This window comes from Streptomyces sp. NPDC005408, assembly GCF_040606445.1.
Taxonomy (GTDB): domain Bacteria; phylum Actinomycetota; class Actinomycetes; order Streptomycetales; family Streptomycetaceae; genus Streptomyces.
This window is the reverse complement of the sequence record NZ_JBEXEX010000014.1, coordinates 149,459-170,505: the sequence shown is the minus strand read 5'-3', so window position 1 is coordinate 170,505 and position 21,047 is coordinate 149,459. Positions and strand designations below refer to the sequence as shown.

The 21,047-nt window shown below is 70.6% G+C and carries 20 protein-coding genes; 8 read left to right on the top strand and 12 right to left on the bottom strand.

Annotation, left to right across the window (positions count from 1 at the left end; genetic code table 11):
• Positions 1-654 precede the first annotated feature (654 nt).
• Positions 655-1,650: a tryptophan--tRNA ligase gene (gene trpS, locus ABZS64_RS16495; RefSeq protein WP_355829247.1), complete on the top strand. Its 996-nt coding sequence runs from the start codon at positions 655-657 to the stop codon at positions 1,648-1,650.
• Between the two features lie 78 nt (positions 1,651-1,728).
• Here the strand turns inward: trpS and proC are convergent, their stop codons facing one another.
• Positions 1,729-2,538, bottom strand: coding sequence for a pyrroline-5-carboxylate reductase (proC, locus tag ABZS64_RS16490; RefSeq protein ID WP_355829244.1), 810 nt, complete (start codon positions 2,536-2,538; stop codon positions 1,729-1,731).
• Positions 2,539-2,693: 155 nt separating this feature from the next.
• Positions 2,694-3,629, bottom strand: coding sequence for a L,D-transpeptidase (locus ABZS64_RS16485; RefSeq protein WP_355829241.1), 936 nt, complete (start codon positions 3,627-3,629; stop codon positions 2,694-2,696).
• A gap of 137 nt (positions 3,630-3,766) precedes the next feature.
• Here ABZS64_RS16485 and ABZS64_RS16480 point away from each other — a divergent pair, with 137 nt between their 5' ends.
• Both ABZS64_RS16480 and ABZS64_RS16475 read left to right on the top strand, forming a co-directional pair.
• Positions 3,767-4,273 carry a SigE family RNA polymerase sigma factor gene (locus ABZS64_RS16480; protein WP_355829238.1) on the top strand — a complete coding sequence of 169 codons (507 nt, stop codon included), beginning with the start codon at positions 3,767-3,769 and terminating at the stop codon, positions 4,271-4,273.
• Positions 4,266-4,877 (top strand): L,D-transpeptidase, encoded by a 612-nt coding sequence (locus ABZS64_RS16475; protein WP_355829235.1) that lies wholly within the window; start codon positions 4,266-4,268, stop codon positions 4,875-4,877. The genes ABZS64_RS16480 and ABZS64_RS16475 overlap by 8 nt, the downstream gene beginning before the upstream one ends.
• Before the next feature lie 242 nt (positions 4,878-5,119).
• Here ABZS64_RS16475 and ABZS64_RS16470 read toward each other — a convergent pair whose 3' ends face one another.
• From ABZS64_RS16470 to ABZS64_RS16450, 5 genes are all read right to left on the bottom strand, one after another.
• The gene (locus ABZS64_RS16470; protein WP_355829233.1) at positions 5,120-5,857 is read right to left on the bottom strand and encodes an ABC transporter permease; all 738 of its coding nucleotides are present in this window, start codon (positions 5,855-5,857) and stop codon (positions 5,120-5,122) included.
• Positions 5,854-6,666, bottom strand: coding sequence for an ABC transporter ATP-binding protein (locus ABZS64_RS16465; protein ID WP_355829230.1), 813 nt, complete (start codon positions 6,664-6,666; stop codon positions 5,854-5,856). Before ABZS64_RS16465 ends, ABZS64_RS16470 begins: the two co-directional genes overlap by 4 nt.
• A 56-nt stretch (positions 6,667-6,722) precedes the next feature.
• The gene (locus ABZS64_RS16460) at positions 6,723-7,238 is read right to left on the bottom strand and encodes a hypothetical protein (protein ID WP_355829228.1); all 516 of its coding nucleotides are present in this window, start codon (positions 7,236-7,238) and stop codon (positions 6,723-6,725) included.
• Between the two features lie 25 nt (positions 7,239-7,263).
• Positions 7,264-7,767: a hypothetical protein gene (locus tag ABZS64_RS16455; RefSeq protein WP_355829274.1), complete on the bottom strand. Its 504-nt coding sequence runs from the start codon at positions 7,765-7,767 to the stop codon at positions 7,264-7,266.
• 81 nt (positions 7,768-7,848) lie between these two features.
• Complete coding sequence (locus ABZS64_RS16450) at positions 7,849-8,160, bottom strand: peptidase (RefSeq protein ID WP_355829226.1); 312 nt, start codon at positions 8,158-8,160, stop codon at positions 7,849-7,851.
• 143 nt (positions 8,161-8,303) lie between these two features.
• Here ABZS64_RS16450 and ABZS64_RS16445 point away from each other — a divergent pair, with 143 nt between their 5' ends.
• The gene (locus tag ABZS64_RS16445) at positions 8,304-10,448 is read left to right on the top strand and encodes a serine/threonine-protein kinase (RefSeq protein WP_355829223.1); all 2,145 of its coding nucleotides are present in this window, start codon (positions 8,304-8,306) and stop codon (positions 10,446-10,448) included.
• A gap of 134 nt (positions 10,449-10,582) precedes the next feature.
• On the opposite strand, the gene ilvD is transcribed toward ABZS64_RS16445, so the two are convergent.
• The 4 genes from ilvD to ABZS64_RS16425 all read right to left on the bottom strand — a co-directional run bounded on the left by ilvD (position 10,583) and on the right by ABZS64_RS16425 (position 14,931).
• Positions 10,583-12,433, bottom strand: coding sequence for a dihydroxy-acid dehydratase (ilvD, locus tag ABZS64_RS16440; RefSeq protein ID WP_355829220.1), 1,851 nt, complete (start codon positions 12,431-12,433; stop codon positions 10,583-10,585).
• A 94-nt stretch (positions 12,434-12,527) separates the two neighbouring features.
• Positions 12,528-13,142: a TetR family transcriptional regulator gene (locus ABZS64_RS16435; protein ID WP_355829217.1), complete on the bottom strand. Its 615-nt coding sequence runs from the start codon at positions 13,140-13,142 to the stop codon at positions 12,528-12,530.
• Complete coding sequence (locus ABZS64_RS16430) at positions 13,139-13,978, bottom strand: sugar phosphate isomerase/epimerase (RefSeq protein ID WP_355829215.1); 840 nt, start codon at positions 13,976-13,978, stop codon at positions 13,139-13,141. The genes ABZS64_RS16435 and ABZS64_RS16430 overlap by 4 nt, the downstream gene beginning before the upstream one ends.
• Before the next feature lie 23 nt (positions 13,979-14,001).
• On the bottom strand, positions 14,002-14,931 hold the full coding sequence (locus tag ABZS64_RS16425) for a Ppx/GppA phosphatase family protein (RefSeq protein WP_355829212.1): 930 nt from the start codon (positions 14,929-14,931) through the stop codon (positions 14,002-14,004).
• 40 nt (positions 14,932-14,971) lie between these two features.
• Between ABZS64_RS16425 and ABZS64_RS16420 the strand changes: the two genes are divergently transcribed.
• Positions 14,972-15,799 carry a hypothetical protein gene (locus ABZS64_RS16420; RefSeq protein ID WP_355829209.1) on the top strand — a complete coding sequence of 276 codons (828 nt, stop codon included), beginning with the start codon at positions 14,972-14,974 and terminating at the stop codon, positions 15,797-15,799.
• A 31-nt stretch (positions 15,800-15,830) separates the two neighbouring features.
• On the opposite strand, the gene ABZS64_RS16415 is transcribed toward ABZS64_RS16420, so the two are convergent.
• Positions 15,831-17,552, bottom strand: a complete 1,722-nt coding sequence (locus tag ABZS64_RS16415) for a hypothetical protein (protein ID WP_355829206.1) — start codon at positions 17,550-17,552, stop codon at positions 15,831-15,833.
• 136 nt (positions 17,553-17,688) lie between these two features.
• Between ABZS64_RS16415 and ABZS64_RS16410 the strand changes: the two genes are divergently transcribed.
• The 3 genes from ABZS64_RS16410 to disA all read left to right on the top strand — a co-directional run bounded on the left by ABZS64_RS16410 (position 17,689) and on the right by disA (position 20,983).
• A complete protein-coding gene (locus ABZS64_RS16410; protein WP_355829203.1) occupies positions 17,689-18,270 on the top strand; it encodes a dihydrofolate reductase family protein in 582 nt (193 codons plus the stop codon).
• 65 nt (positions 18,271-18,335) lie between these two features.
• Positions 18,336-19,757, top strand: coding sequence for a DNA repair protein RadA (radA, locus tag ABZS64_RS16405; protein ID WP_355829200.1), 1,422 nt, complete (start codon positions 18,336-18,338; stop codon positions 19,755-19,757).
• A 101-nt stretch (positions 19,758-19,858) separates the two neighbouring features.
• Positions 19,859-20,983, top strand: coding sequence for a DNA integrity scanning diadenylate cyclase DisA (disA, locus tag ABZS64_RS16400; protein ID WP_355829198.1), 1,125 nt, complete (start codon positions 19,859-19,861; stop codon positions 20,981-20,983).
• Positions 20,984-21,047 lie beyond the last annotated feature (64 nt).

Genomic DNA, 21,047 nt, shown 5'->3' with positions numbered 1-21,047 from the left:
TTGGCACGCTGTTGAGTTCTCAAGGAACGGACGCTTCCTTTGTACTCACCCTCTCGGGCTTTCCTCCGGGCGCTTCCCTTCGGTCTTGCGTTTCCGACTCTATCAGACTCTTTCGTGTCCGATTCCCCGTCGGCGGGGCTTGCTTTCCGGCCTTTCGGCTTTCCGGCGATTCCGACTCTATCAGATCCTTTCGGGCCTGATTCCCGGTCGAACTCGGGTTGTCTTTCCGGCCGTTGAGCCGTTCCGACGAGTGAGACTTTAGCGGAATCCTTGCCCCCGACGCTAATCGGGGTTGCGCCCGTTCGAACGCGGATTCCTCATTTCGCAAAAGCGCACGGAAAGCCGAGCGACCGAGAGCCGCCTGCTTGTAGTGGGTCTTGCGGAATGGCTGTCCGGGGCCGGCCTGAGCCGGTGCTCACGTCGAACAACTCGGAGAACACTACGGATGGCGGTTTGCGCTGTCAACCTGAGGCCAGACCCCGTACTCTCGTACCTATGACTACGCGTACGTGCCTCCTTCAGTGGTGGGCCGCCTGACGGCGGCCGGCACCTACGCATGCACTCAACGGCCGCCGCTTCGGCGGCCGTTCGCGTTTCTCCCTCCGGGAGTCCGGCCGCTGATCGCGGCGGCTCCGACAGGAGACGGAGAGCGGGATGACGCGGATCTTCAGCGGGATCAAGCCCACGGGGCATCTGACGCTGGGCAACTACCTCGGGGCGCTGCGCCGGTGGGTCGAGGTCGATCAGCACCAGGCGGACGCGCTGTTCAGCGTGGTCGATCTGCATGCGCTCACCGTGGAGCACGATCCGGCGCGAGTGCGCAGGCTCAGTCGGCAGGCCGCCACGCTGATGCTGGCGGCCGGGCTGGATCCCGAGCGGTGCACCGTATTCGTACAGAGTCATGTGGACGAGCACGCGCGACTGTCGTATCTGCTGGAGTGCACAGCCACGGACGGCGAGCTGCGGCGCATGATCCAGTACAAGGAGAAGAGCGCGCAGGCGCAGGCGGCCGGGCAGAGTGTGCGGCTGTCGCTGCTGACGTATCCGGTGCTGATGGCGGCGGACATCCTGGCCTATGGGACCGATGAGGTTCCTGTGGGGGACGACCAGACCCAGCATGTGGAGCTGACCCGGGATCTGGCGGTGCGGTTCAACCAGCGGCACGGACACACGTTCACCGTGCCGAAGGCGACCCATCCGGCCGTGGCGGCGCGGGTCATGGATCTGCAGGACCCGACGTCGAAGATGGGGAAGTCGCACGAGTCCGGGGCCGGGATCGTCTATCTGCTCGATGAGGCCGATGTCGTCCGCAAGAAGATCATGCGGGCCGTGACGGACAGCGGGCGCGAGGTCGAGTACGACCGCGAGGGCAGGCCGGGCGTCGCGAATCTGCTCGAGATGCTGGCGGCCTGTGAGGGTGGGAACCCAATCGAGCTGGCCGGTGTATATGAGTCGTACGGGGCCTTGAAGAAGGACACGGCCGAGGCGGTGGTGGAGCTGCTGAGGCCGGTCAGAGAGCGGCATGCCGAGCTGGCGGCGGATCCGGACTATGTCGACGACGTGCTGAGGAAGGGAGCCGAGCGGGCCAGGGCGATGGCCCGGCCGAGGGTGGACGCGGCCTATCGGGCGATCGGGCTGCTGCCTGCGTAGTAGGGGATGGCTTACGGGACGGCTCGCTCCCACCGCTGTTGGCGCCGCGGCGGTGGGACGTGCCGGTCCGCTGAGCCGTCAGCCGTTGCCGGAGGCGAGTTCGCGGCTGCGGTCGCGGGCTGCTTCGAGGGCGGCGATGAGGGCGGCGCGCACACCGTGGTTCTCGAGTTCACGGATGGCACTGATGGTGGTGCCTGCGGGGGAGGTGACGGCTTCACGGAGTTTGACGGGATGTTCGCCGCTGTCTCGGAGCATGACGGCGGCGCCGATGGCGGCCTGGACGATCAAGTCGTGCGCCTGGGCGCGGGGGAGGCCGAGGAGGATGCCCGCGTCGGTCATGGCTTCCACAAGGAAGTAGAAGTACGCCGGACCCGAGCCGGACAGGGCGGTGGCCGCGTCCTGCTGGGACTCGGGGACGCGGAGGGTCTTGCCGACGCCGCCGAAGATCTCCTCGGCGTGGGCGAGGTGCTCGGCGGTCGCGTGGCTGCCAGCCGAGATCACGGACATGCCTTCGTCGACGAGTACGGGGGTGTTGGGCATGACGCGGACGACGGGAGTGCCTGCGGCCAGGCGCTCCTCGATGAAGGAGGTGGGGATACCGGCCGCGGCGCTGATGACAAGACGGTCGGCAGTGATGTGCGGTGCGAGTTCGTCGAGGAGCTTGCCCATGTCCTGGGGCTTGACGGCCAGGATGAGGGTGTCGGCCCGTTTGGCGGCCTCGGCGTTGGTCACGGGCTCTACGCCGTAGCGGGTGCGGAGCTCGTCGGCCCGGTCGGCCCGGCGGGTGGTGACCAGCAGGTCGGCGGGGCGCCAGCCGGCACGGATCATGCCGCTGAGGAGGGCCTCGCCGATCTTGCCCGTGCCAAGGACTGCGACTGTCTGGGTCATGGCTCTGTTCACCTCGCCGGTGGGGATACGTGCGGCCATCCTCGCACCGGGGGCGTGCCGGTGCCGTGGCGTCCGAGGGGCGGTACGGGTGGGCACCGGCCCGCCTCCCCGGACGCCACGGCAACGGAACCTGAGGGCTGAGCTGGAGGGCGGGACTAGAGGGCGCTGCGGGACCGCCATTCGGACCACGAGAGGTTCCAGTCGCCGTAGCCGTTGCCCGCGGCGACGGTGTCCTTGGAATGGGTCACCCGGATGACGTCGCCCGGGATGACCTGCTCGTAGAAGCGGCGGGCCGTGCCGTCGGACGCCAGGCCGACGCAGCCGTGGGTGACGTTGCTGCGGCCGGCGAAGGTGTTGGCCCGGTCGTTCTCGTGGAGGTAGGTGCCGGAGGTGGTGAGGTGGACGGCGTAGCGGTACCAGCCCTGATAGGAGTCGGCGATGTCGACGGTGCGGGAGTCCATAAAGACGCGGCGCTGCTTGTCCTGGACGACCATCGTGCCGTTCCAGGTGTCGTAGCCGGGGCGGCCCGCGGTGATCGGGATGGTCTGGGTGGGCGCGCCGTCCTTGACCACGGTCATCGTGTGGCTGCGGACATCGACCGTCGCGACGAGTGAGCGGGCGACGGTGAAGGAGCGTGCGATGGACGGGCCCGCCGTGAGGCTGACCTTGGTGCCCGGCTTCCAGTAGGTCTCGGGGCGGAAGTCAACGCGCTGGCCTTCGTGGAGGTTGCGGTCCTTGATCCAGGCCCAGGCGCCCGTGACTCCGGGGTCGGCGGTGACCTTCAACTCACGCTCCACGTCGGCGCGCTCGGACTTGGGTATCGGGCGCTTGAAGGTGACCGAGATCGGCAGGCCGATGCCGATGTGCTGGCCCTCGGTGATGTTGACGGAGGCGTCGGAAAGGTGGGCGAGGGTGGCGGTGGTCGGCGGGGTGGCCGTGGGCCGGGGTGTTTCGGGGGACGAGGTTGAGCTGTTGCCCGCCGGTCGCTCGGGTGGCGCGGCGGCGTCCGATGTGACGCTCGCTCCCGAGCAGCCGGTGAGCGACAGCGCGCAGATCAGGCCGAGTACGGCGGCGCCGATGGTTCCTCGCATTGGTTCCTCCCCCTGGGTCAGCTGATGGTCAGCTGTGCTGGTTCGGCTTCTGTACGCATGGGGAGAGGGGGAGGTTGCAGGAGGAACACGGAAAGTTCTGAGGGAACCGCGGGGGCGTGGGGGCTGTCCTACCGCTCGTGACGGAGGAGGAGTTCGACACCTTCTACGCGGCCTCTTTCCCGCGCCTGGTGGGGCAGTTGTACGCGTTGACGGGCGATCACGGCGAGGCGCAGGACGTGGTCCAGGAGGCGTTCGTACGGGCGTGGGACCGTCGTGCCTCGTTCCTGGCCGAGGAGGCTCCTGAGGCATGGATCCGTACGGTCGCGATGCGGCTCGCGGTGAGCCGCTGGCGGCGGGCGAAGCGGTGGCTGGAGCTGGTGCGGCACCATCCGCCGGCGGACCGTACGCCGGGGCCGGGGCCGGAGCACACGGTGCTGGTGGATGCGTTGCGGCAGTTGCCGGAGGCGCAGCGGCAGGCGGTGGTGCTGCACCATCTGTGCGACCTGAGCATCGAGCAGATTGCCGCGGAGTCGGGTTCTCCGGCCGGTACGGTCAAGGCGCGGCTGTCCCGTGGGCGGGCCGCGCTCGCCAAGCTGTTGTCTCCTGAGGAGCCCGCCGACGAGAGGGAGGGCAGCCATGTCTGATCACGAGTCGGACGCGCTCGGCTCCGCGCTTCGGGTGCTGGCCGCCGATGCGCAGACGCCTCCGTCGCTGTCGGGCGGGCAGATCCGCCGGCGGGGCGCGGCGCGGGGGCGGCGGCGCAGGGTGGTGGGCGCGACGGTCGGGGCGGTCGTGCTGGTTGCCGGGGTCGCGTTCGGGGTGCCGCGGGTGATGGGCACAGACGACGCTGTTCGGCGGCAGGTTGCGACGGATCCGCCGGTGCCGGTGCCCGCTTCCGCCCGCGTCACCGTCAACACCGCCAAGAAGGTGCTCATGTTCGAGCGGGGCGGGCAGAAGCCGCGCTCGATTCCCGTGACGATGAGGGACGACGTCACCGCCGGTCCGGCGAAGGTCGTATACAAGGATCCGAAGCGGAGGATCCCCGCCGTGATGTTCGGGAAGGACGGCCGGTACATGATCGAGGCGAGCTGGGTGGTGGAGCTGTCCCGGCCCAGCGGCGAAGTGCTGTACATCTTCGCGGACGATGCCTCGGGGGCCATCAACCGGAGCGTGATCGGGGTGCCTGCCGCCGACGCCGGGTGGGTCTACGACCAGTTCAGGGTCGGCGACACGGTCACTGTCGGCTAGGTCCTGTCCGGTCGATCAGGCCGGATCAGGGAGCGGCCCGCCGCGGAGCGGCTGATGTCACTGCGGTGCGTGCGATCGCAAGGCGGAGGATGGGGGTCCCCCCGCCGAAGGCAGGGGGAGAACCGACGCGGAGCGTCAGCGACTGACGACAACGCAGCATGGGGGCACCTCCCGTGCCCGAAGGGCTACGGGGGAGTGCCGTGCCAGGGCACGCGAGCCCGGCAAGACCGGCCGGACAGGACCTAGGCCGTGCGGCGGCGCAGGGTCGCAGCGCCCAGCGTCAGGACGAGGATCGCGCAGGCCGCGACGATCAGGACGTCGCGGGTGAAGTCGCCGGTGGCGTCCGGGTGGCGCAGGACCTGGTTCATGGCGTCGACGGCGTACGACATGGGCAGGACGTTCGAGATCCCTTCGAGGACGGGCTGCATCTTCTCCCGCTGGATGAACAGGCCGCAGAGCAGCAGCTGAGGGAAGATCACGGCCGGCATGAACTGGACCGCCTGGAACTCGGAGGCGGCGAAGGCCGAGACGAAGAGCCCCAGTGCCGTGCCGAGCAGGGCGTCGAGGAGTGCGACGAGGAGCAGCAGCCAGGGCGAGCCGACAACGTCCAGGCCCAGTGCCCAGAGGGCGAGGCCGGTGGCAAGGAGGGACTGGATGACGGCGACGAGTCCGAAGGCCAGGGCGTAGCCGCCGATCAGATCGCCTTTGCCGAGGGGCATGGCGAGCAGGCGTTCCAGGGTGCCGGAGGTGCGTTCGCGCAGGGTGGCGATGGAGGCCACCAGGAACATCGTGATGAGCGGGAAGATGCCGAGCAGCGAGGCGCCGATGGAGTCGAAGGTCTGCTCGCTGCCGTCGAAGACGTACCGCAGCAGGAACAGCATCACGCACGGCACGAAGACCATCAGTGCGATGGAGCGCGGGTCGTGGCGCAGCTGGCGCAGGACGCGGGCGGCGGTGGCGAGGGTGCGTGAGGTGCTCATCGGGCGTTCTCCTGAATGACCTGGGTGTGGGGCGCCGGGGCCTGCTGGTCCTCCGCCTGGCGGGCGTTGGCCTCGTCGACCAGGTGGAGGAAGGCGGCTTCGACCGTCTCCGAGCGGGTGCGGAAGCGCAGGTCGTCGGGGCTGTCCTCGGCGAGGATCGCGCCCTCGCGCATCAGGAGCAGTCGGTGGCAGCGCTCGGCCTCGTCCATGACGTGGGAGGAGACGAGGATCGCGGCGCCGCGCTCGTCGGCGAGGCGGTGGAAGAGGTCCCACAGATCGCGGCGCAGGACGGGGTCGAGGCCGACGGTCGGTTCGTCGAGGACGAGCAGTTCGGGCGTGCCGAGCAGGGCGACGGCGAGGGAGACGCGGGTGCGCTGGCCGCCGGAGAGGCGGCCCGCGAGGGAGTCGGCGTGCGAGGTGAGGTCGACGTCGGCGATGGCGCGGGTGACGTGCTCGCGGCGGGCGTCGCGTTGGCGGCGGCCGGGCTGCAGCACGGCGGCGAAGTAGTCGAGGTTCTGGCGGACCGTCAGGTCGTCGTAGACGGACGGGTCCTGGGTGACGTAGCCGATCCGGGAGCGCAGGGAGGCGTCACCTGCGGGCTTGCCGAGGATCTCGAGGGTTCCGGTGACCTTGGCCTGCGTGCCGACGATCGCGCGCATCAGGGTCGACTTGCCGCAGCCGGACGGGCCGAGGAGGCCGGTGATGCGGCCGGGCGGGACGGTGAAGTCGATGCCGCGCAGGACGGTGCGGTCTCCTCGTACGACGGTGAGGCCGCGGGCCAGGACGGCCACTCCTGAAAAATTCATCATGTGATGAATAGTGCGCCTGAGGATGTGCCTCGTCAAGAACAGTGGCTCCCGGGCGGTTAGGCCGGGCGGACCGTGACGCTGAGTTCGACGGCGTACGCCTCCTCGACGACGCCGTCCGGGAAGACCTTGAGCAGTTCGGCGCGCTCGCGGGCCAGGAAGGACGCCGTGGTCTTCGCGCCCAGTACCAGGAAGAGGGAGTGGCTGCCGAGGTTGTCGAGGTGGGTGGCGAGGGAGACCCGACGGGTCCAGTGCATGCGCCGCTCCGTGCGTTCCAGTCCCTCCGGCAGGCGCCGCGCGCGCCCGGCGGCTCCGTGGGCGCCGTCCTTCAGCTCGGCGCGGAGCCGTTCGTCCTGCGCGGCTAGCCACGGAACGTCGCGGTCCGAGACGTTCCACCACAGGGCGAGTGCGCCGCCGGGCCGTAGCACCCGCAGGGCCTCCGTGGCGGAACGCTCCGGGTCCAGTTCCTCGCCGGCGTCGAAGAGGGCGGACGGGTAGCCGGGGCGGGCGGCATCGTACTGAGCCGCTGCCGCGTCGAAGGACAGAGCGCGATGGGCATGATCCGGATCCGTCATGCGCTCCATCCTTGCCGCGATGCGGCTACTTGCGCCGGGACTTGCCGCCCTTCGGCCTGCGGGCGGCCGGGTTGCCCGCGCGGGTGCCGCGACGCTTCTCGTACCGGCTGCGGGCCGTCTCGTACTCCTCGCGGTGCAGCTTCTCGCCCGGCGCCTCGGCGAGCGAGCGGAAGAAGTACGCGAGGAGTACGCCGATGAAGCCGATCACCTTGAGGCTGCGCAGCGAGTCCTCGGTGACGGGGCCGGTGGGACGGCGGGTGAAGCCCTCCCAGGTCTTGCGGAACGCGACGGCACTGCAGATCGCGAACATGACGACGACCAGCATGTTGACGAAGCCGCCGACGTCCGCGATCGCCAGGCCCTGGTAGCCGAAGCGCAGGACGAGGCAGCCCGCGACGGCGGCAGCGAGCGAACCGGCGGCGACGGCGGCGCGGCGCATCCCATAGCCCCCGTAGCCGCCGTCGTGGCCGACCCACGTCGTGCCGAAGAAACGGATGGGCTCGGGCTGCGGGCCGTCGCCGGCGTTCATCTCTGTCTGGTCGCTCACGGGGTCGATTATCCCCGCGCCGCTATCCCCGTACGCAATGCCCGTACCGCTGTGCCCGTACCGTCACGAGCAGCGGATGGTCACATAGCCGTCGCTGCCCGTGTTCACATACGCGTCGGCGACGAACTGCCCGTTCGCGATGTTGTCCCAGAGGTTGGACGTGCCGTACGGGCCACTGACCCACTCCCCCGGCTTCTGGCAGTTGATCGGCACTCGGGCCCCGATCGGGAGCACCTTGATGAGCCGGTAGTTGGTGCCGGGACCGCTGCGGACATTCAGCGCGACGCCCGGCGCGACCGGGTAGCGCTTCGCCGTGGTCTCCTCGACACTCTCGGACGCGCTCTGCACGTCGCCGTGCACTTCTTCAACAGCCATGAAACTCTCCCCCGCGAAAGTGGCTTGATCCGTACGGTTCGTCCCGTACGCCGCGCAGGCTAGCAAGCCACACCGGCATCGCACGCATCATCGACTAGGCTCCGTGCGTCGCGCGTGCGCACGAACAACACGGGGGTGGGGAAATGCCACCGCTGCGCAGCACCGGTCAGTTCCCGGAAGCGGAGCATCCGCAATATGCCGGGCAGTACCGGCTTGAAGCGTGCCTCGGCACAGGCGGCATGGGCGTCGTCCATCTGGCCACCTCTGCCTCGGGGCTGCGCCTCGCCGTCAAGGTCATCCATGCCGAGCATGCCTCGGACCCGGAGTTCAGAGCCCGGTTCCATCAGGAGGTCGCGGCCGCCCGCAAGGTCAGCGGCGCATTCACCGCGCCCGTCGTCGATGCCGACCCGGAGGCCGAACGCCCCTGGATGGCAACGCTGTTCATCGAGGGCCCGACGCTCGCCGAGCGGGTGAAGCGGAACGGCCCGCTGGGCGCCGAGGAGTTGCGCAAGGCCGGAGCCGGCCTGGCCGAGGCGCTGCGCGACATCCATCGCGCGGGCGTGGTGCACCGCGATCTCAAGCCGAGCAACGTACTTCTCGCGCCGGACGGACCCAAAGTCATCGACTTCGGCATCTCGCGTCCCTCGGACAGCGATCTGCGTACGGAGACGGGCAAGCTGATCGGTACGCCGCCGTTCATGGCGCCCGAGCAGTTCCAGCGCCCGCGCGAGGTCGGGCCTGCGGCCGATGTGTTCGCGATGGGCGCGGTGCTGGTGCACGCGGCGACCGGCCGCGGGCCCTTCGACTCGGACAGCCCGTACATCGTGGCGTACCAAGTGGTGCACAACGAACCGGACTTGGCGGGGGTGCCGGCCGACCTCGTACCGCTGTTCCGGCGCTGTCTCGCGAAGGACCCGGACGAGCGGCCGACGCCGTACGAACTGATGGTCGCGCTGCGCGGGTCCTCGCCTTCGTCCTCGTACGACACACAGGCCTACATACCGGCGCAGCGGACGCCGGACCCCCGCGAGAACGTGCCCCCGGGGCTCGCGGCCGGGCCGCGTCCCCGGCCGTGGCTGAGCCGGAAGGTGACGTGGGCGGCCGCGGGGGTGGCGGCGGCCGTGCTGGCCACGGCGGGGATCGTGATCGCGGGGACGGTGGCCGACGGTGAGAGCCCCCGGCACTCCCCCTCCGCGCCGCGCGCCGAACAGGGCTTCCGCGGCTGGAGTGTTCCCCTGCGCGGCGGGAAAGACGAGAACAGGACACCGGTCTGCGCGGCCGCGGGCTCCGGGCTGTACTGCACTGCGCCCGGCATCAAGGCGGCCCGGCTGAATCCCGCCAACGGGAAGATCCTCTGGTCGAAGAAGGCGGACGACAGCGCCGCGCAGACCGACGAGGGCATGACGCCCGTGCTCTCCGGCGGGCTGCTTCAGGTGGTCGCGCCCGGCGGGAACCGGCTGGAGGCACTCGACCCCGAGTCCGGCGCGGTCCGCTGGGACCTCGACATCTCCCCGTACTCATCGGTCCGGCCCATCGGCGACGTGGTGCTTCTGGTGAGCGACAGCGGGCGGGTGCGAGCCGTCGACGCCACGACGGGCAAGGAGCGCTGGACCCGGCAGCGCGGCGGACGCGGCACCCAGTGGGTCTCCTCCCCCGGCGGCGACGGGCCCGCGCTGGGCGCGACCCCTTCGGCGGACGGTACGTCGACGCTCGTCAGCGCCGTCGATCCGGCCAGTGGCCAACTGCTGTGGGAGAAGCGCGTCAAGGGGTCGCTGAGCCCGGTACGGCTGGTGGGAGGAGCGCTGTATCTGCTCTCCGCCAACAGCGACGGCTTCACGGACGCGGTCGTACGGCTCGATACGGCGGGGGGCAAGCGCTCTGTTCGCCGTATCCGGCTGTCCACGCCGCTCGATCAGGCGCAGGCGACGGTCGCTGTGACGGGGGGTGTCGTCTATCTCAGCGGGTCGGGCGGGTCTCTCATCGCGCTCGACACCAGCGGGACGAAGCCCGCCGCGCAGCTGTGGCGGCTGGAGACGCAGGTCACGCACCTGTCCCGCCCGGCGGCGGATGCGCGCGCGGTGTATGTGACGGCGGGGGACGGGCGGCTGCTGGCCGTGGACGCGGTGCGGGGGGTGCTGACCGGTCAGTCGAAACCCCGTATGGACGACGGGCGTTACACCTTCGCGTCGGTGCTGCCGGCGCCGGTGGCGGCGGACGGGAGGGTGTTCGGGATGGCGCCGGACGGGGCAGTGTTCGCGTTGGATGCGGGGGGCACTGCGGGCTGGTGAGGGGGGTTCCCCCACCCCGCCCCTTCCCGTAACCAAGGGGCTTCGCCCCTGGACCCGGCAGGCCCTTCGGGCGTGTCCTCAATCGCCGGACGGGCTGGATGCGCGGCCGAGCCGCACATCCAGCCCCGCAGGCGTCAGCCGAGCCGGGACACGTCCCGGACCGCTCCCTTGTCCGCGCTCGTCGCCATCGCCGCGTACGCCCGCAGCGCCGCCGAGACCTTCCGGTCGCGGTTCTTCGGTGCGTAGTCGCCACCCAGCGCCTCACGCCGCGCAGCCAAGTCCTCCTCCGACACGAGGAGTTCGATCGAGCGGTTCGGGATGTCGATACGGATGCGGTCGCCGTTCTCGACGAGGGCGATCGTGCCGCCCGACGCCGCCTCCGGTGAGGCGTGGCCGATCGACAGGCCCGAAGTGCCGCCGGAGAAGCGGCCGTCCGTCACCAGTGCGCAGGCCTTGCCGAGACCGCGGCCCTTCAGGAACGACGTCGGGTAGAGCATCTCCTGCATACCGGGACCGCCCTTGGGGCCCTCGTAGCGGATGACGACGACGTCGCCCTCCTTGACCTCCTTGCGGAGGATCTTGTCGACGGCCTCGTCCTGCGACTCGCAGACGACGGCAGGGCCCTCGAACGTCCAGATCGACTCGTCGACGCCCGCGGTCTTCACGACACAGCCGTCGACGGCGAGGTTGCCCTTGAGGACGGCGAGGCCGCCGTCCTTGGAGTACGCGTGCGCCACATCGCGGATGCAGCCGCCCGCCGCGTCGGTGTCCAGCGAGTCCCAGCGTTCCGACTGCGAGAACGCGGTGGCCGAGCGGACGCAGCCGGGCGCCGCGTGCCACAGTTCGACGGCCTCCGCCGACGGGGAGCCGCCGCGCACGTCCCAGGCCTCCAGCCAGTCCTTGATGCTGCGCGAGTGGACGGTGTGGACGTCCTCGTTGAGCATGCCGCCGCGGTAGAGCTCGCCCAGGATGGCGGGGATGCCGCCCGCGCGGTGCACGTCCTCCATGTAGTACGTGCCGCCGGGTGCGACGTTCGGCGCGACCTTGGCCAGGCAAGGCACGCGGCGCGAGACCGCGTCGATGTCCTTCAGGTCGTAGTCCAGCCCGGCCTCCTGCGCAGCGGCGAGCAGGTGCAGGATCGTGTTGGTCGAGCCGCCCATGGCGATGTCGAGGGCCATGGCGTTGTCGAAGGCCGCGCGGGTGGCGATGTTGCGCGGCAGGACGGATTCGTCGTCCTGCTCGTAGTAGCGCTTGGTGATCTCGACGACGGTGCGTCCGGCGTTCTCGTACAGCGCCTTGCGGGCGGTGTGCGTGGCCAGCACCGAGCCGTTGCCCGGCAGGGACAGGCCCATGGCCTCGGTCAGGCAGTTCATGGAGTTGGCGGTGAACATGCCGGAACAGGAGCCGCAGGTCGGGCAGGCGTTCTCCTCGATACGCAGCACGTCCTCGTCGGAGACGTTCTCGTTGACCGCGTCCACGATGGCGTTGATCAGGTCGAGCTTGCGGACCGTACCGTCGACGAGCGTGGCCTGACCGGCCTCCATGGGGCCGCCGGAGACGAAGACGACCGGGATGTTGAGGCGCAGGGCGGCCATCAGCATGCCCGGGGTGATCTTGTCGCAGTTGGAGATGCAGATCAGCGCGTCCGCGCAGTGCGCCTCGACCATGTACTCGACGGAGTCGGCGATCAGATCGCGGGACGGCAGGCTGTAGAGCATGCCCGCGTGGCCCATGGCGATGCCGTCGTCGACCGCGATCGTGTTGAACTCGCGCGGCACGGCGCCCGCAGCCAGGATCGCGTCGGACACGATCCTGCCGACCGGAGCGAGGTGGGTGTGCCCGGGGACGAATTCCGTGAAGGAGTTGGCGACGGCGATGATCGGCTTGCCGATGTCCGAGCTCGCTACGCCCGAGGCCCGCATAAGGGCGCGGGCGCCCGCCATGTTCCGGCCGTGGGTGACAGTGCGGGACCTCAGCTCGGGCATCGTCGCTCGCTCCTCGATAGGGGTAGGACTCAGATCGAGCGTACGCCGCGGCTCCAAGATCTGGACACTCTGTCCGCTATACGGGACGCGAGGCTCACGCTTCGGTCAGATACCGCTGGAGCGTGGGGGCCACCATCCGCACGATCTCCTCCGGGTCCTTCGAGGCCAGCGGCTCCACCTTGATCACATAGCGCAGGATCGCGATGCCGATCATGTGCGAGGCGGCGAGCTCCGCGCGGAACTTCGGATCCGGTACGTCCAGCTCCCCCGCGATCCGCTCGAGGAGGCGCCGCAGCACAAAGCCGCGCAGCACCTTCGCCGCCGCCTCATGCGTGAGCGCGGAACGGACGATGGCCAGCAGCGGGCCCCTCGTCGCCGGGTTCTCCCACACACCGATGAAGTAGCGGGCGAGACGCTCGCCGATGCCGTCCGTGCCCTGCCCCAGGATCGCCGGGACGACCAGGGCGGGCTCGAAGGAGACCTCGATGGCGGCCGCGAAAACCTCGTCCTTCGTACCGAAGTAGTGGTGTACGAGGGCCGGGTCGACGCCTGCCGCCTTGGCGATGCCGCGGACGGTCGTCTTGTCGTAGCCGCGATCGGCGAATTCCTTGCGGGCCGCCTCCAGGATCCGCTCCCGGGCGCCGGGGCCCTCGCCCGCGCCCGTACGGGCCGGGCGGCCACGCCGCCGCGGAGCGTCCGCGCCGGTCATGAGCCGCGCACTCCCGACGAGGCGGCCGACGCGAGGTGCAGCCGGGTGAAGGCGAGCGCCTCCGCGAGGTCGGCTTCGCGTTCGGCGGCGGACATCGCGCGCCGGGTGTTGACCTCGATGACGACATGGCCGTCGAAGCCGGACCGGGCGAGCCGTTCGAGGAGCTCGGCACAGGGCTGGTTGCCGCGCCCGGGGACCAGGTGCTCGTCCTTCGCCGACCCCTTGCCGTCGGCGAGATGCACATGACCGAGCCGGTCGCCCATCCGGTCGACCATGGCCATCGTGTCGACGCGGGAGGTCGCGGTGTGCGAGAGGTCGATCGTGAAGTGCCGGTAGTCCTCGGTGGTGACGTCCCAGTCGGGGGCGTACGCGAGCATCTCGCGGTCCCGGTAGCGCCAGGGGTACATGTTCTCGACGGCGAAGCGGACGTCCGTCTCGTGCGCCATCCGCCAGATCCCGCTGACGAAGTCACGGGCGTACTGCCGCTGCCAGCGGAACGGCGGATGCACCACGACCGTCGAGGCGCCCAGCTTCTCGGCCGCCGCCTGCGCCCGCTGGAGCTTCACCCAGGGATCGGTGGACCAGACCCGCTGGGTGATCAGCAGACAGGGCGCGTGGACGGCGTGGATCGGCACCTGGTGGTAGTCGGACAGACGGCGCAGGGCCTCGATGTCCTGACTGACGGGGTCGGTCCAGACCATGACCTCTACGCCGTCGTAACCCAGGCGTGCGGCAATCTCGAAGGCCGTCGCCGTGGACTCCGGATAGACGGAAGCCGTCGACAGGACAACCTTCGCATCCGGGATGCGCACCACTGGTTCTGCCGGTTCTGCCACGGGAGACAGCGTACGGGCCCGCACTAGGAGGCGGGGAGGTGGTCAAGACGCCGCAGAATGACGCCCTCGCGCAGCGCCCAGGGACAGATTTCGACCGCCTGGGCACCGAACAGCTCCATCGCACCCTCTGCGACCAGGGCTCCTGCAAGCAGCTGGCGGGCCCGGCCCTCGGAGACACCCGGCAGATGTCTGCGCTGCTCGACCGTCATGGTGGCGAGTTTGGGCACCCACTCGCGCAGCGAGTTGAGACTGAGCTCACGCTGTACGTACAGACCCTCGGCGGAGCGCGCGGCCCCGGCGATCCTGGCCAGCTGCCGGAAGGTCTTGGACGTCGCCACGATGTGGTCCGGCCTGCCGTGCCGGGTGAACTCGCCGACCGTACGGGCGATTTCGGTCCGCACATGGCGGCGCAGCGCCTTCACGTCCTGCGGGTCGGGCGGGTCGCCCGGCAGCATCGCGGCCGTCAGCCGTCCCGCGCCCAGCGGCAGCGAGCGGGCCTTGTCGGGCTCCTCGTCGATCCCGTACGCAATCTCCAGCGAGCCGCCGCCGATGTCCAGGACCAGCAGCTTGCCCGCGGACCAGCCGAACCAGCGGCGGGCCGCGAGGAAGGTGAGCCGGGCCTCCTCCTCGCCGGTCAGCACCTGCAGATCCACCCCGGTCTCCTCCCTGACCCGGGTGAGGACGGCGTCGGCGTTACTGGCCCCGCGCACCGCGGAGGTGGCGAACGGCAGCAGCTGCTCGCAGCCCTGGTCCTCGGCGGCCTGCACAGCGCCGTCGATCGTCTCGATCAGCCGGTCGATGCCGTCGGCGCCGATCGCTCCGTCGTCGAGGAGCTCGGCGAGCCGAAGCTCCACCTTGTAGGAGTGGGCGGGCAGGGGGCGGGCGCCGGGGTGGGCGTCCACCGCCAGCATGTGCACTGTGTTCGAACCGACGTCGAGGACTCCGAGTCTCATGCACCGAACGCTACTGCGGTCGCGGACATACCCTGGGCCTGTGCCAAAGACGAAAAAGGCGAAGCCGGGCAAAGCCAAGCCCCCGAAGCAGACCAAGCGCGACCTGAACGGCGTGCCGGACGAGAAGGGCCTGGACTTCGCCCGCGCCTGGGTCGAATTCCCGGACCCGGCCGACGACGAACAGGTCTTCCGCTGCGATCTGACCTGGCTGACCTCGCGCTGGACCTGCATCTTCGGCAGCGGCTGCCAGGGCATCCAGGCGGGCCGCGCGGACGACGGGTGCTGCACGCTGGGCGCGCACTTCTCCGACGAGGACGACGAGAAGCGGGTCGCCGGGCATGTCGCGCGACTCACTCCGGACCTGTGGCAGTTCCACGACGTGGGTACGGAAACGGGCTGGGTCCAGCTCGACGACGACGGCGAACGCCAGACGCGGCGGTGGGAAGGGTCCTGCATCTTCCAGAACCGCCCCGGGTTCGCGGGCGGGGCGGGCTGCTCGCTGCACATCCTGGCGCTGCGAGAGGGCAAGGAGCCGCTGGAGACGAAGCCGGACGTGTGCTGGCAGCTGCCGGTGCGGCGGACGTACGACTGGATCGAGCGCCCCGACGACACGAAGGTGCTGCAGGTCACGATCGGCGAGTACGACCGGCGGGGCTGGGGCCCGGGCGGCCACGACCTGCACTGGTGGTGCACGTCGGCGACATCGGCGCACGGGGCGGGGGAGCCTGTGTACGTGACGTACCGGCCGGAGCTGACGGAGCTGATGGGTAAGAAGGCGTACGACGTGCTGGCGGGGCTGTGCGAGGCGCGGCTGTCGTCGCAGCTGCCACTGGTGGCGCCGCATCCGGCGGACCCGCAGAGGGACTGAGCACGGCCCTCGGTCGCCGGACGGGCCTGAGTCAGCCCGACGGCGACGGCGACGTCTCCTCCGACGACGGGGGCAGGTCCGACGGAGGTGGCTCGGACGACGACGGGGGGTCCGTCGGCGAGGGGTCCGACGGCCTGGGCGTGGGGTCCGACGGCGTCGGGGTAGGTGTCGGGTCCGACGGCGTCGGCGTCGGGTCCGACGGCGACGGCGTCGGGTCCGACGGTGTCGGCGTCGGTGTCGCCCCGTAGCCGTCGATCTCCACCACCGCTCCCGACGGATCCACCCCCACCCGCGCACTCCATGGCCCCGCCGGCTCCCGCCCGTGATCCACGCTCACGTAGATCGTCACGGATTCGCCCGGACGCAGCGTGCCCGACGAGCGGCTCACGTACAGCCAGGGCGCGTCCGTCCACGCCGACCATGTCACCGGCGAGCCGCCGGATGCCCTGAGCGTGATGCGGGTCAGGTCGCCCGCGGGTTCCGCCTCGACCGTGAGGCGGCCGGGGCCGGGGACTCCGGGGCGGGCCGGCCGGGACGAGACGCCCGCACTGATGACCTCGACCGAGACGTCCGGCGAGCGCATGCCCGCCGTGAAGCTCGGGTCCGCTTCCGCGCGCGCGTTGCCCGCGTTCTCGTAGTGGTCGTAGGGCTGGCCGTCCATCCCGCCCGGCTCGTTCCCCTCGCTCGCGGTGACCGAGGACCCGTCGTGCCCTTCCCCCGTCTGTGGCGCGCCGCGGTACGCCGCCCACAGCGCGAACACGGGCGCCGCGACGACCGTCGCGACGACGGTGGTGGTCACGGCGCGGGCCCGCAGCCGGTCGCGCCGGGCGGCGTGGTCCTTCGGGTCCAGCGGAAAGCCGCCGGGGCCGAAGCGCGGTGCGCCCGCGCGGGCCCGCGGCACGTGCAGCATCGCGATGTACGCGGCGGCCCGCGGCGCCTCGACCAGCGGCAGCGCGGCCGGGGTGACGGCCGACCCCGGCCACGGCCCGCCCGCTCCGGCGCGCTCGGCGGCGCGGCGGCAGCGGGGGCAGTCGTCGACGTGCCGGACGAGTTCCTGGCGGAGTGCGGCGGAGAGCAGTACCCGGTGGTCGCCGGTGAGCCGGGCGACGGCCGGGCAGTTGCCGGTCTCGACGACGGCGAGCGCGGCCCGGGTGCGCTCGACCTCGCAGGCCGCCGCGGCCAGCAGTGCGCGCGCCGCGGATGCGTCGAGGCCGAGCACGGAGGCGACCTCACGCGCCCCGAGCCCGTGCCGTACGGCGAGTTCGAGGGCTTCGCGCTGTTCGGGTGTCGTGCCGGCCGCCTCGGGCCAGGCCAGCAGCGCCAGTTCGCCGCGGCGGCGCTCCGCCATGTCCTCGGGGACGCGCGGGACCTCCTCCGGGCCGGCAGGCCGCACGGGACGCCCGGTGTGCGCCCCCTGCCGCGTGCGCCGCTGTTCGGCCAGCCGGCGCAGACAGGCCCAGCGCGCGAGCGCGTACAGCCACCCCTTCCGTTCGTCCTCGCCCGACGGGCAACGCCCGTACTGCCGCTCGGCGATGGCGAGTACGTCGCCGAGCAGCGCGGTCGCGGCGTCGTGGTCGCAGAGCACGGAGAGGCAGTAGGTGAACAGGCCGTCGAGGTAGGGCTCATAACGCGCGGGCGGCTGTTGTGCGGACGGGCGGGGCGCACGCCGGTACGCCCGGTGTGCGCCGGTTGTGTGGGTGGGTGGCTCCAGCCTGCTGCTCGTCACGCCGTGACCGTAGGCGCTGAACCACATCCACTTCGTACCCCTTGAACACTTTTAATTCTTACGGGTGAACAGTTCGCTCGAAGGGGGACAGGAATCGTTAATTCCACCCCTACTGGTCCACCCCGCGGCGATGAGTTCCACGGCCCGGGGCAGTCAACCCGTCATGAGCAACGTGATCTCAGGTATGTCCATGTCGCTGGACGGCTTCATCACCGCGCCGGACGACACCCGCGAGAACCCCTTGGGCGTGGGCGGTATGCGCCTTCACCAGTGGGTCAGAGAGATGAACGAGACCGACACCAAGGTCCTGGACGACATGGTGCAGAACGTGGGCGCGATCATCATGGGCAGGCACTCGTACGACCTGTGCGAGGGCGACGGCGGCTGGGGCGACGGCGGACCGGCGGGCAAGGTGCCCTGTTTCGTCCTCACGCACCGCCCGCCGGACCCGAAGGACGTGGTCGCGCCCGACGTCTTCAGCTTCGTCACGGACGGCATCGAGTCCGCGGTCGCGCAGGCGAAGGCCACCGCCGCGGGCAAGGACGTCGGCGTGCATGGTGCGACCGCCGCCCAGCAGGCGCTGAACGCGGGTCTGCTGGACGGGATCCACACCATGCTCGTCCCGATTCTGCTCGGCTCGGGCAAGCGGCTGTTCGACCATGTCGGCGGGCCGGTCGAGCTCAGGCGGCTCTGGTCCGTGGAGTCGTCGGACATCATCCATCTGCGCTTCGAGGTCGTGAAGTAGCCCGCAGGGAAGCCCGCAGGGGCTGCGCCGCAGGCATTGTCAGTGGGCACCGCTACGGTTTCCGCATGGCTGCCCGTACGAAATCCGCGAAGGACCGGCCGTCCTACCGCTGCACCGACTGCGGCTGGACGACCGCCAAGTGGCTCGGCCGCTGCCCCGAGTGCCAGGCCTGGGGGACGGTCGAGGAGTACGGCGCGCCCGCTGTGCGTACCACCGCCGCCGGCCGCGTCTCCACCGCCGCGCTCCCCATCGGCCAGGTCGACGGCCGGCAGGCGACCGCCCGCTCGACCGGCGTGGACGAACTCGACCGCGTCCTCGGCGGCGGCCTGGTGCCGGGCGCCGTCGTGCTGCTCGCGGGCGAGCCGGGTGTCGGCAAGTCCACCCTGCTGCTCGACGTCGCCGCGAAGGCGGCGAGCGACGACCACCGCACGCTGTATGTCACCGGCGAGGAGTCCGCGAGCCAGGTCCGCCTGCGCGCCGACCGGATCAACGCCCTGCACGACCACCTGTATCTCGCCGCCGAGACTGATCTCTCCGCCGTCCTCGGCCACTTGGACGCAGTCAAGCCCTCGCTGCTGATCCTCGACTCCGTACAGACAGTCGCATCGCCTGAGATCGACGGCGCACCCGGCGGCATGGCACAGGTCCGCGAGGTCGCGGGCGCGCTGATCCGCGTCTCCAAGGAACGCGGGATGTCGACGCTCCTGGTGGGCCATGTCACCAAGGACGGCGCGATCGCGGGGCCGCGGCTCCTTGAGCATCTGGTGGATGTCGTCCTGTCCTTCGAGGGCGACCGGCATGCCCGCCTCCGTCTCGTACGAGGAGTCAAGAACCGCTACGGCGCGACGGACGAGGTCGGCTGCTTCGAGCTGCACGACGAGGGCATCACCGGCCTCGCCGACCCCTCCGGCCTCTTCCTCACCCGCCGCGCCGAGGCCGTCCCAGGCACTTGTCTGACGGTCACTCTCGAAGGCCGCCGCCCCCTTGTCGCCGAGGTGCAGGCGCTGACCGTCGACTCGCAGATCCCTTCGCCCCGGCGCACGACCTCGGGTCTGGAGACCTCGCGGGTCTCGATGATGCTGGCCGTCCTTGAGCAGCGCGGCCGGATCACAGCCCTCGGCAAGCGCGACATCTACAGCGCGACGGTCGGCGGTGTGAAGCTCTCCGAGCCCGCGGCGGACCTCGCGATCGCGCTCGCCCTGGCATCGGCGGCCAGCGACACCCCGCTGCCCAAGAATCTGGTCGCGATCGGCGAAGTGGGTCTCGCGGGCGAGGTCAGAAGGGTGACGGGCGTCCAGCGACGGCTCGCCGAGGCGTACCGGCTCGGATTCACGCATGCCCTTGTCCCGTCCGATCCCGGCAAGATCCCGGCGGGCATGAAGGTCACGGAAGTGGCCGACATGGGGGACGCTCTCAGGGTGCTTCCGCGCGGCCGTCAGAAGGCTCCCGACAGGAGTTCCGAAAGGGTGCCCGAAAGGGGTCAGTAGGCCGCCGCGGGGAAAGAGCGCACGGAGGCCCCACGGGCGGGCGACACGCGCCGGTAGACTTTGCCCTGGTCTCGCCCATCCGTACGAGCCGGAGGAGTGCAGTGGCAGCCAAGGACGGGGCAGCAGCACCCGGAAAGTCCGGCGGAGGCTCCGGCAACGAAGCACTGATCCGCGCCGCCCTGAGCGCGGTCGCGCCCGGCCAGGCCCTGCGCGACGGCCTGGAGCGGATCCTCCGCGGCAACACCGGAGGCCTGATCGTCCTCGGCCTGGACAAAACGGTCGAATCTATGTGTACCGGCGGCTTCGTGCTGGACGTGGAGTTCACCGCGACCCGGCTGCGCGAGCTGTGCAAACTGGACGGCGCGCTCATCCTCGACAAGGACATCAGCAAGATCCACCGGGCCGGTGTGCAGCTGGTCCCGGACGCGTCCATCCCCACCGAGGAGACCGGCACCCGCCACCGCACAGCCGACCGGGTCTCGCGGCAGTGCGGCTTCCCGGTCGTCTCCGTGTCCCAGTCGATGCGGCTGATCGCGCTGTACGTGGACGGTGAGCGCCGGGTCCTCGAGGAGTCGGCCGCGATCCTTTCCCGCGCCAACCAGGCGCTCGCGACGCTCGAGCGGTACAAGCTCCGCCTCGACGAGGTCGCCGGCACGCTCTCCGCGCTGGAGATCGAGGACCTGGTGACGGTCCGGGACGTGACGGCCGTGGCCCAGCGCCTGGAGATGGTGCGCCGGATCGCGACGGAGATCGCCGAGTACGTGGTGGAGTTGGGCACCGACGGCCGTCTTCTCTCCCTGCAGCTGGACGAGTTGATCGCCGGCGTCGAGCCGGAGCGCGAGCTGGTCGTACGCGACTATGTGCCGGAGCCGACCGCGAAGCGGTCCCGCACGGTCGACGAGGCGCTCGCCGAACTGAACGACCTCACGCACACGGAGCTGCTCGAACTGCCGATAGTGGCACGGGCGTTGGGCTACAGCGGCTCGCCGGAGACGCTCGACTCCGCGGTCTCGCCGCGGGGTTACCGCCTGCTGGCGAAGGTGCCGCGGCTGCCCGGCGCGATCATCGAGCGGCTCGTCGAGCACTTCGGCGGCCTGCAGAAGCTGCTGGCGGCGAGTGTCGACGACCTTCAGACGGTCGACGGCGTGGGCGAGGCGCGGGCCCGGAGCGTGCGAGAGGGCCTGTCGCGCCTGGCGGAGTCCTCGATCCTCGAGCGGTACGTGTAGGAGGCCTTGTCCTCGAACGCCGGACGGGCTGGTTTCCAGCCGGTCCGGCGTTTGAGGAAGGACC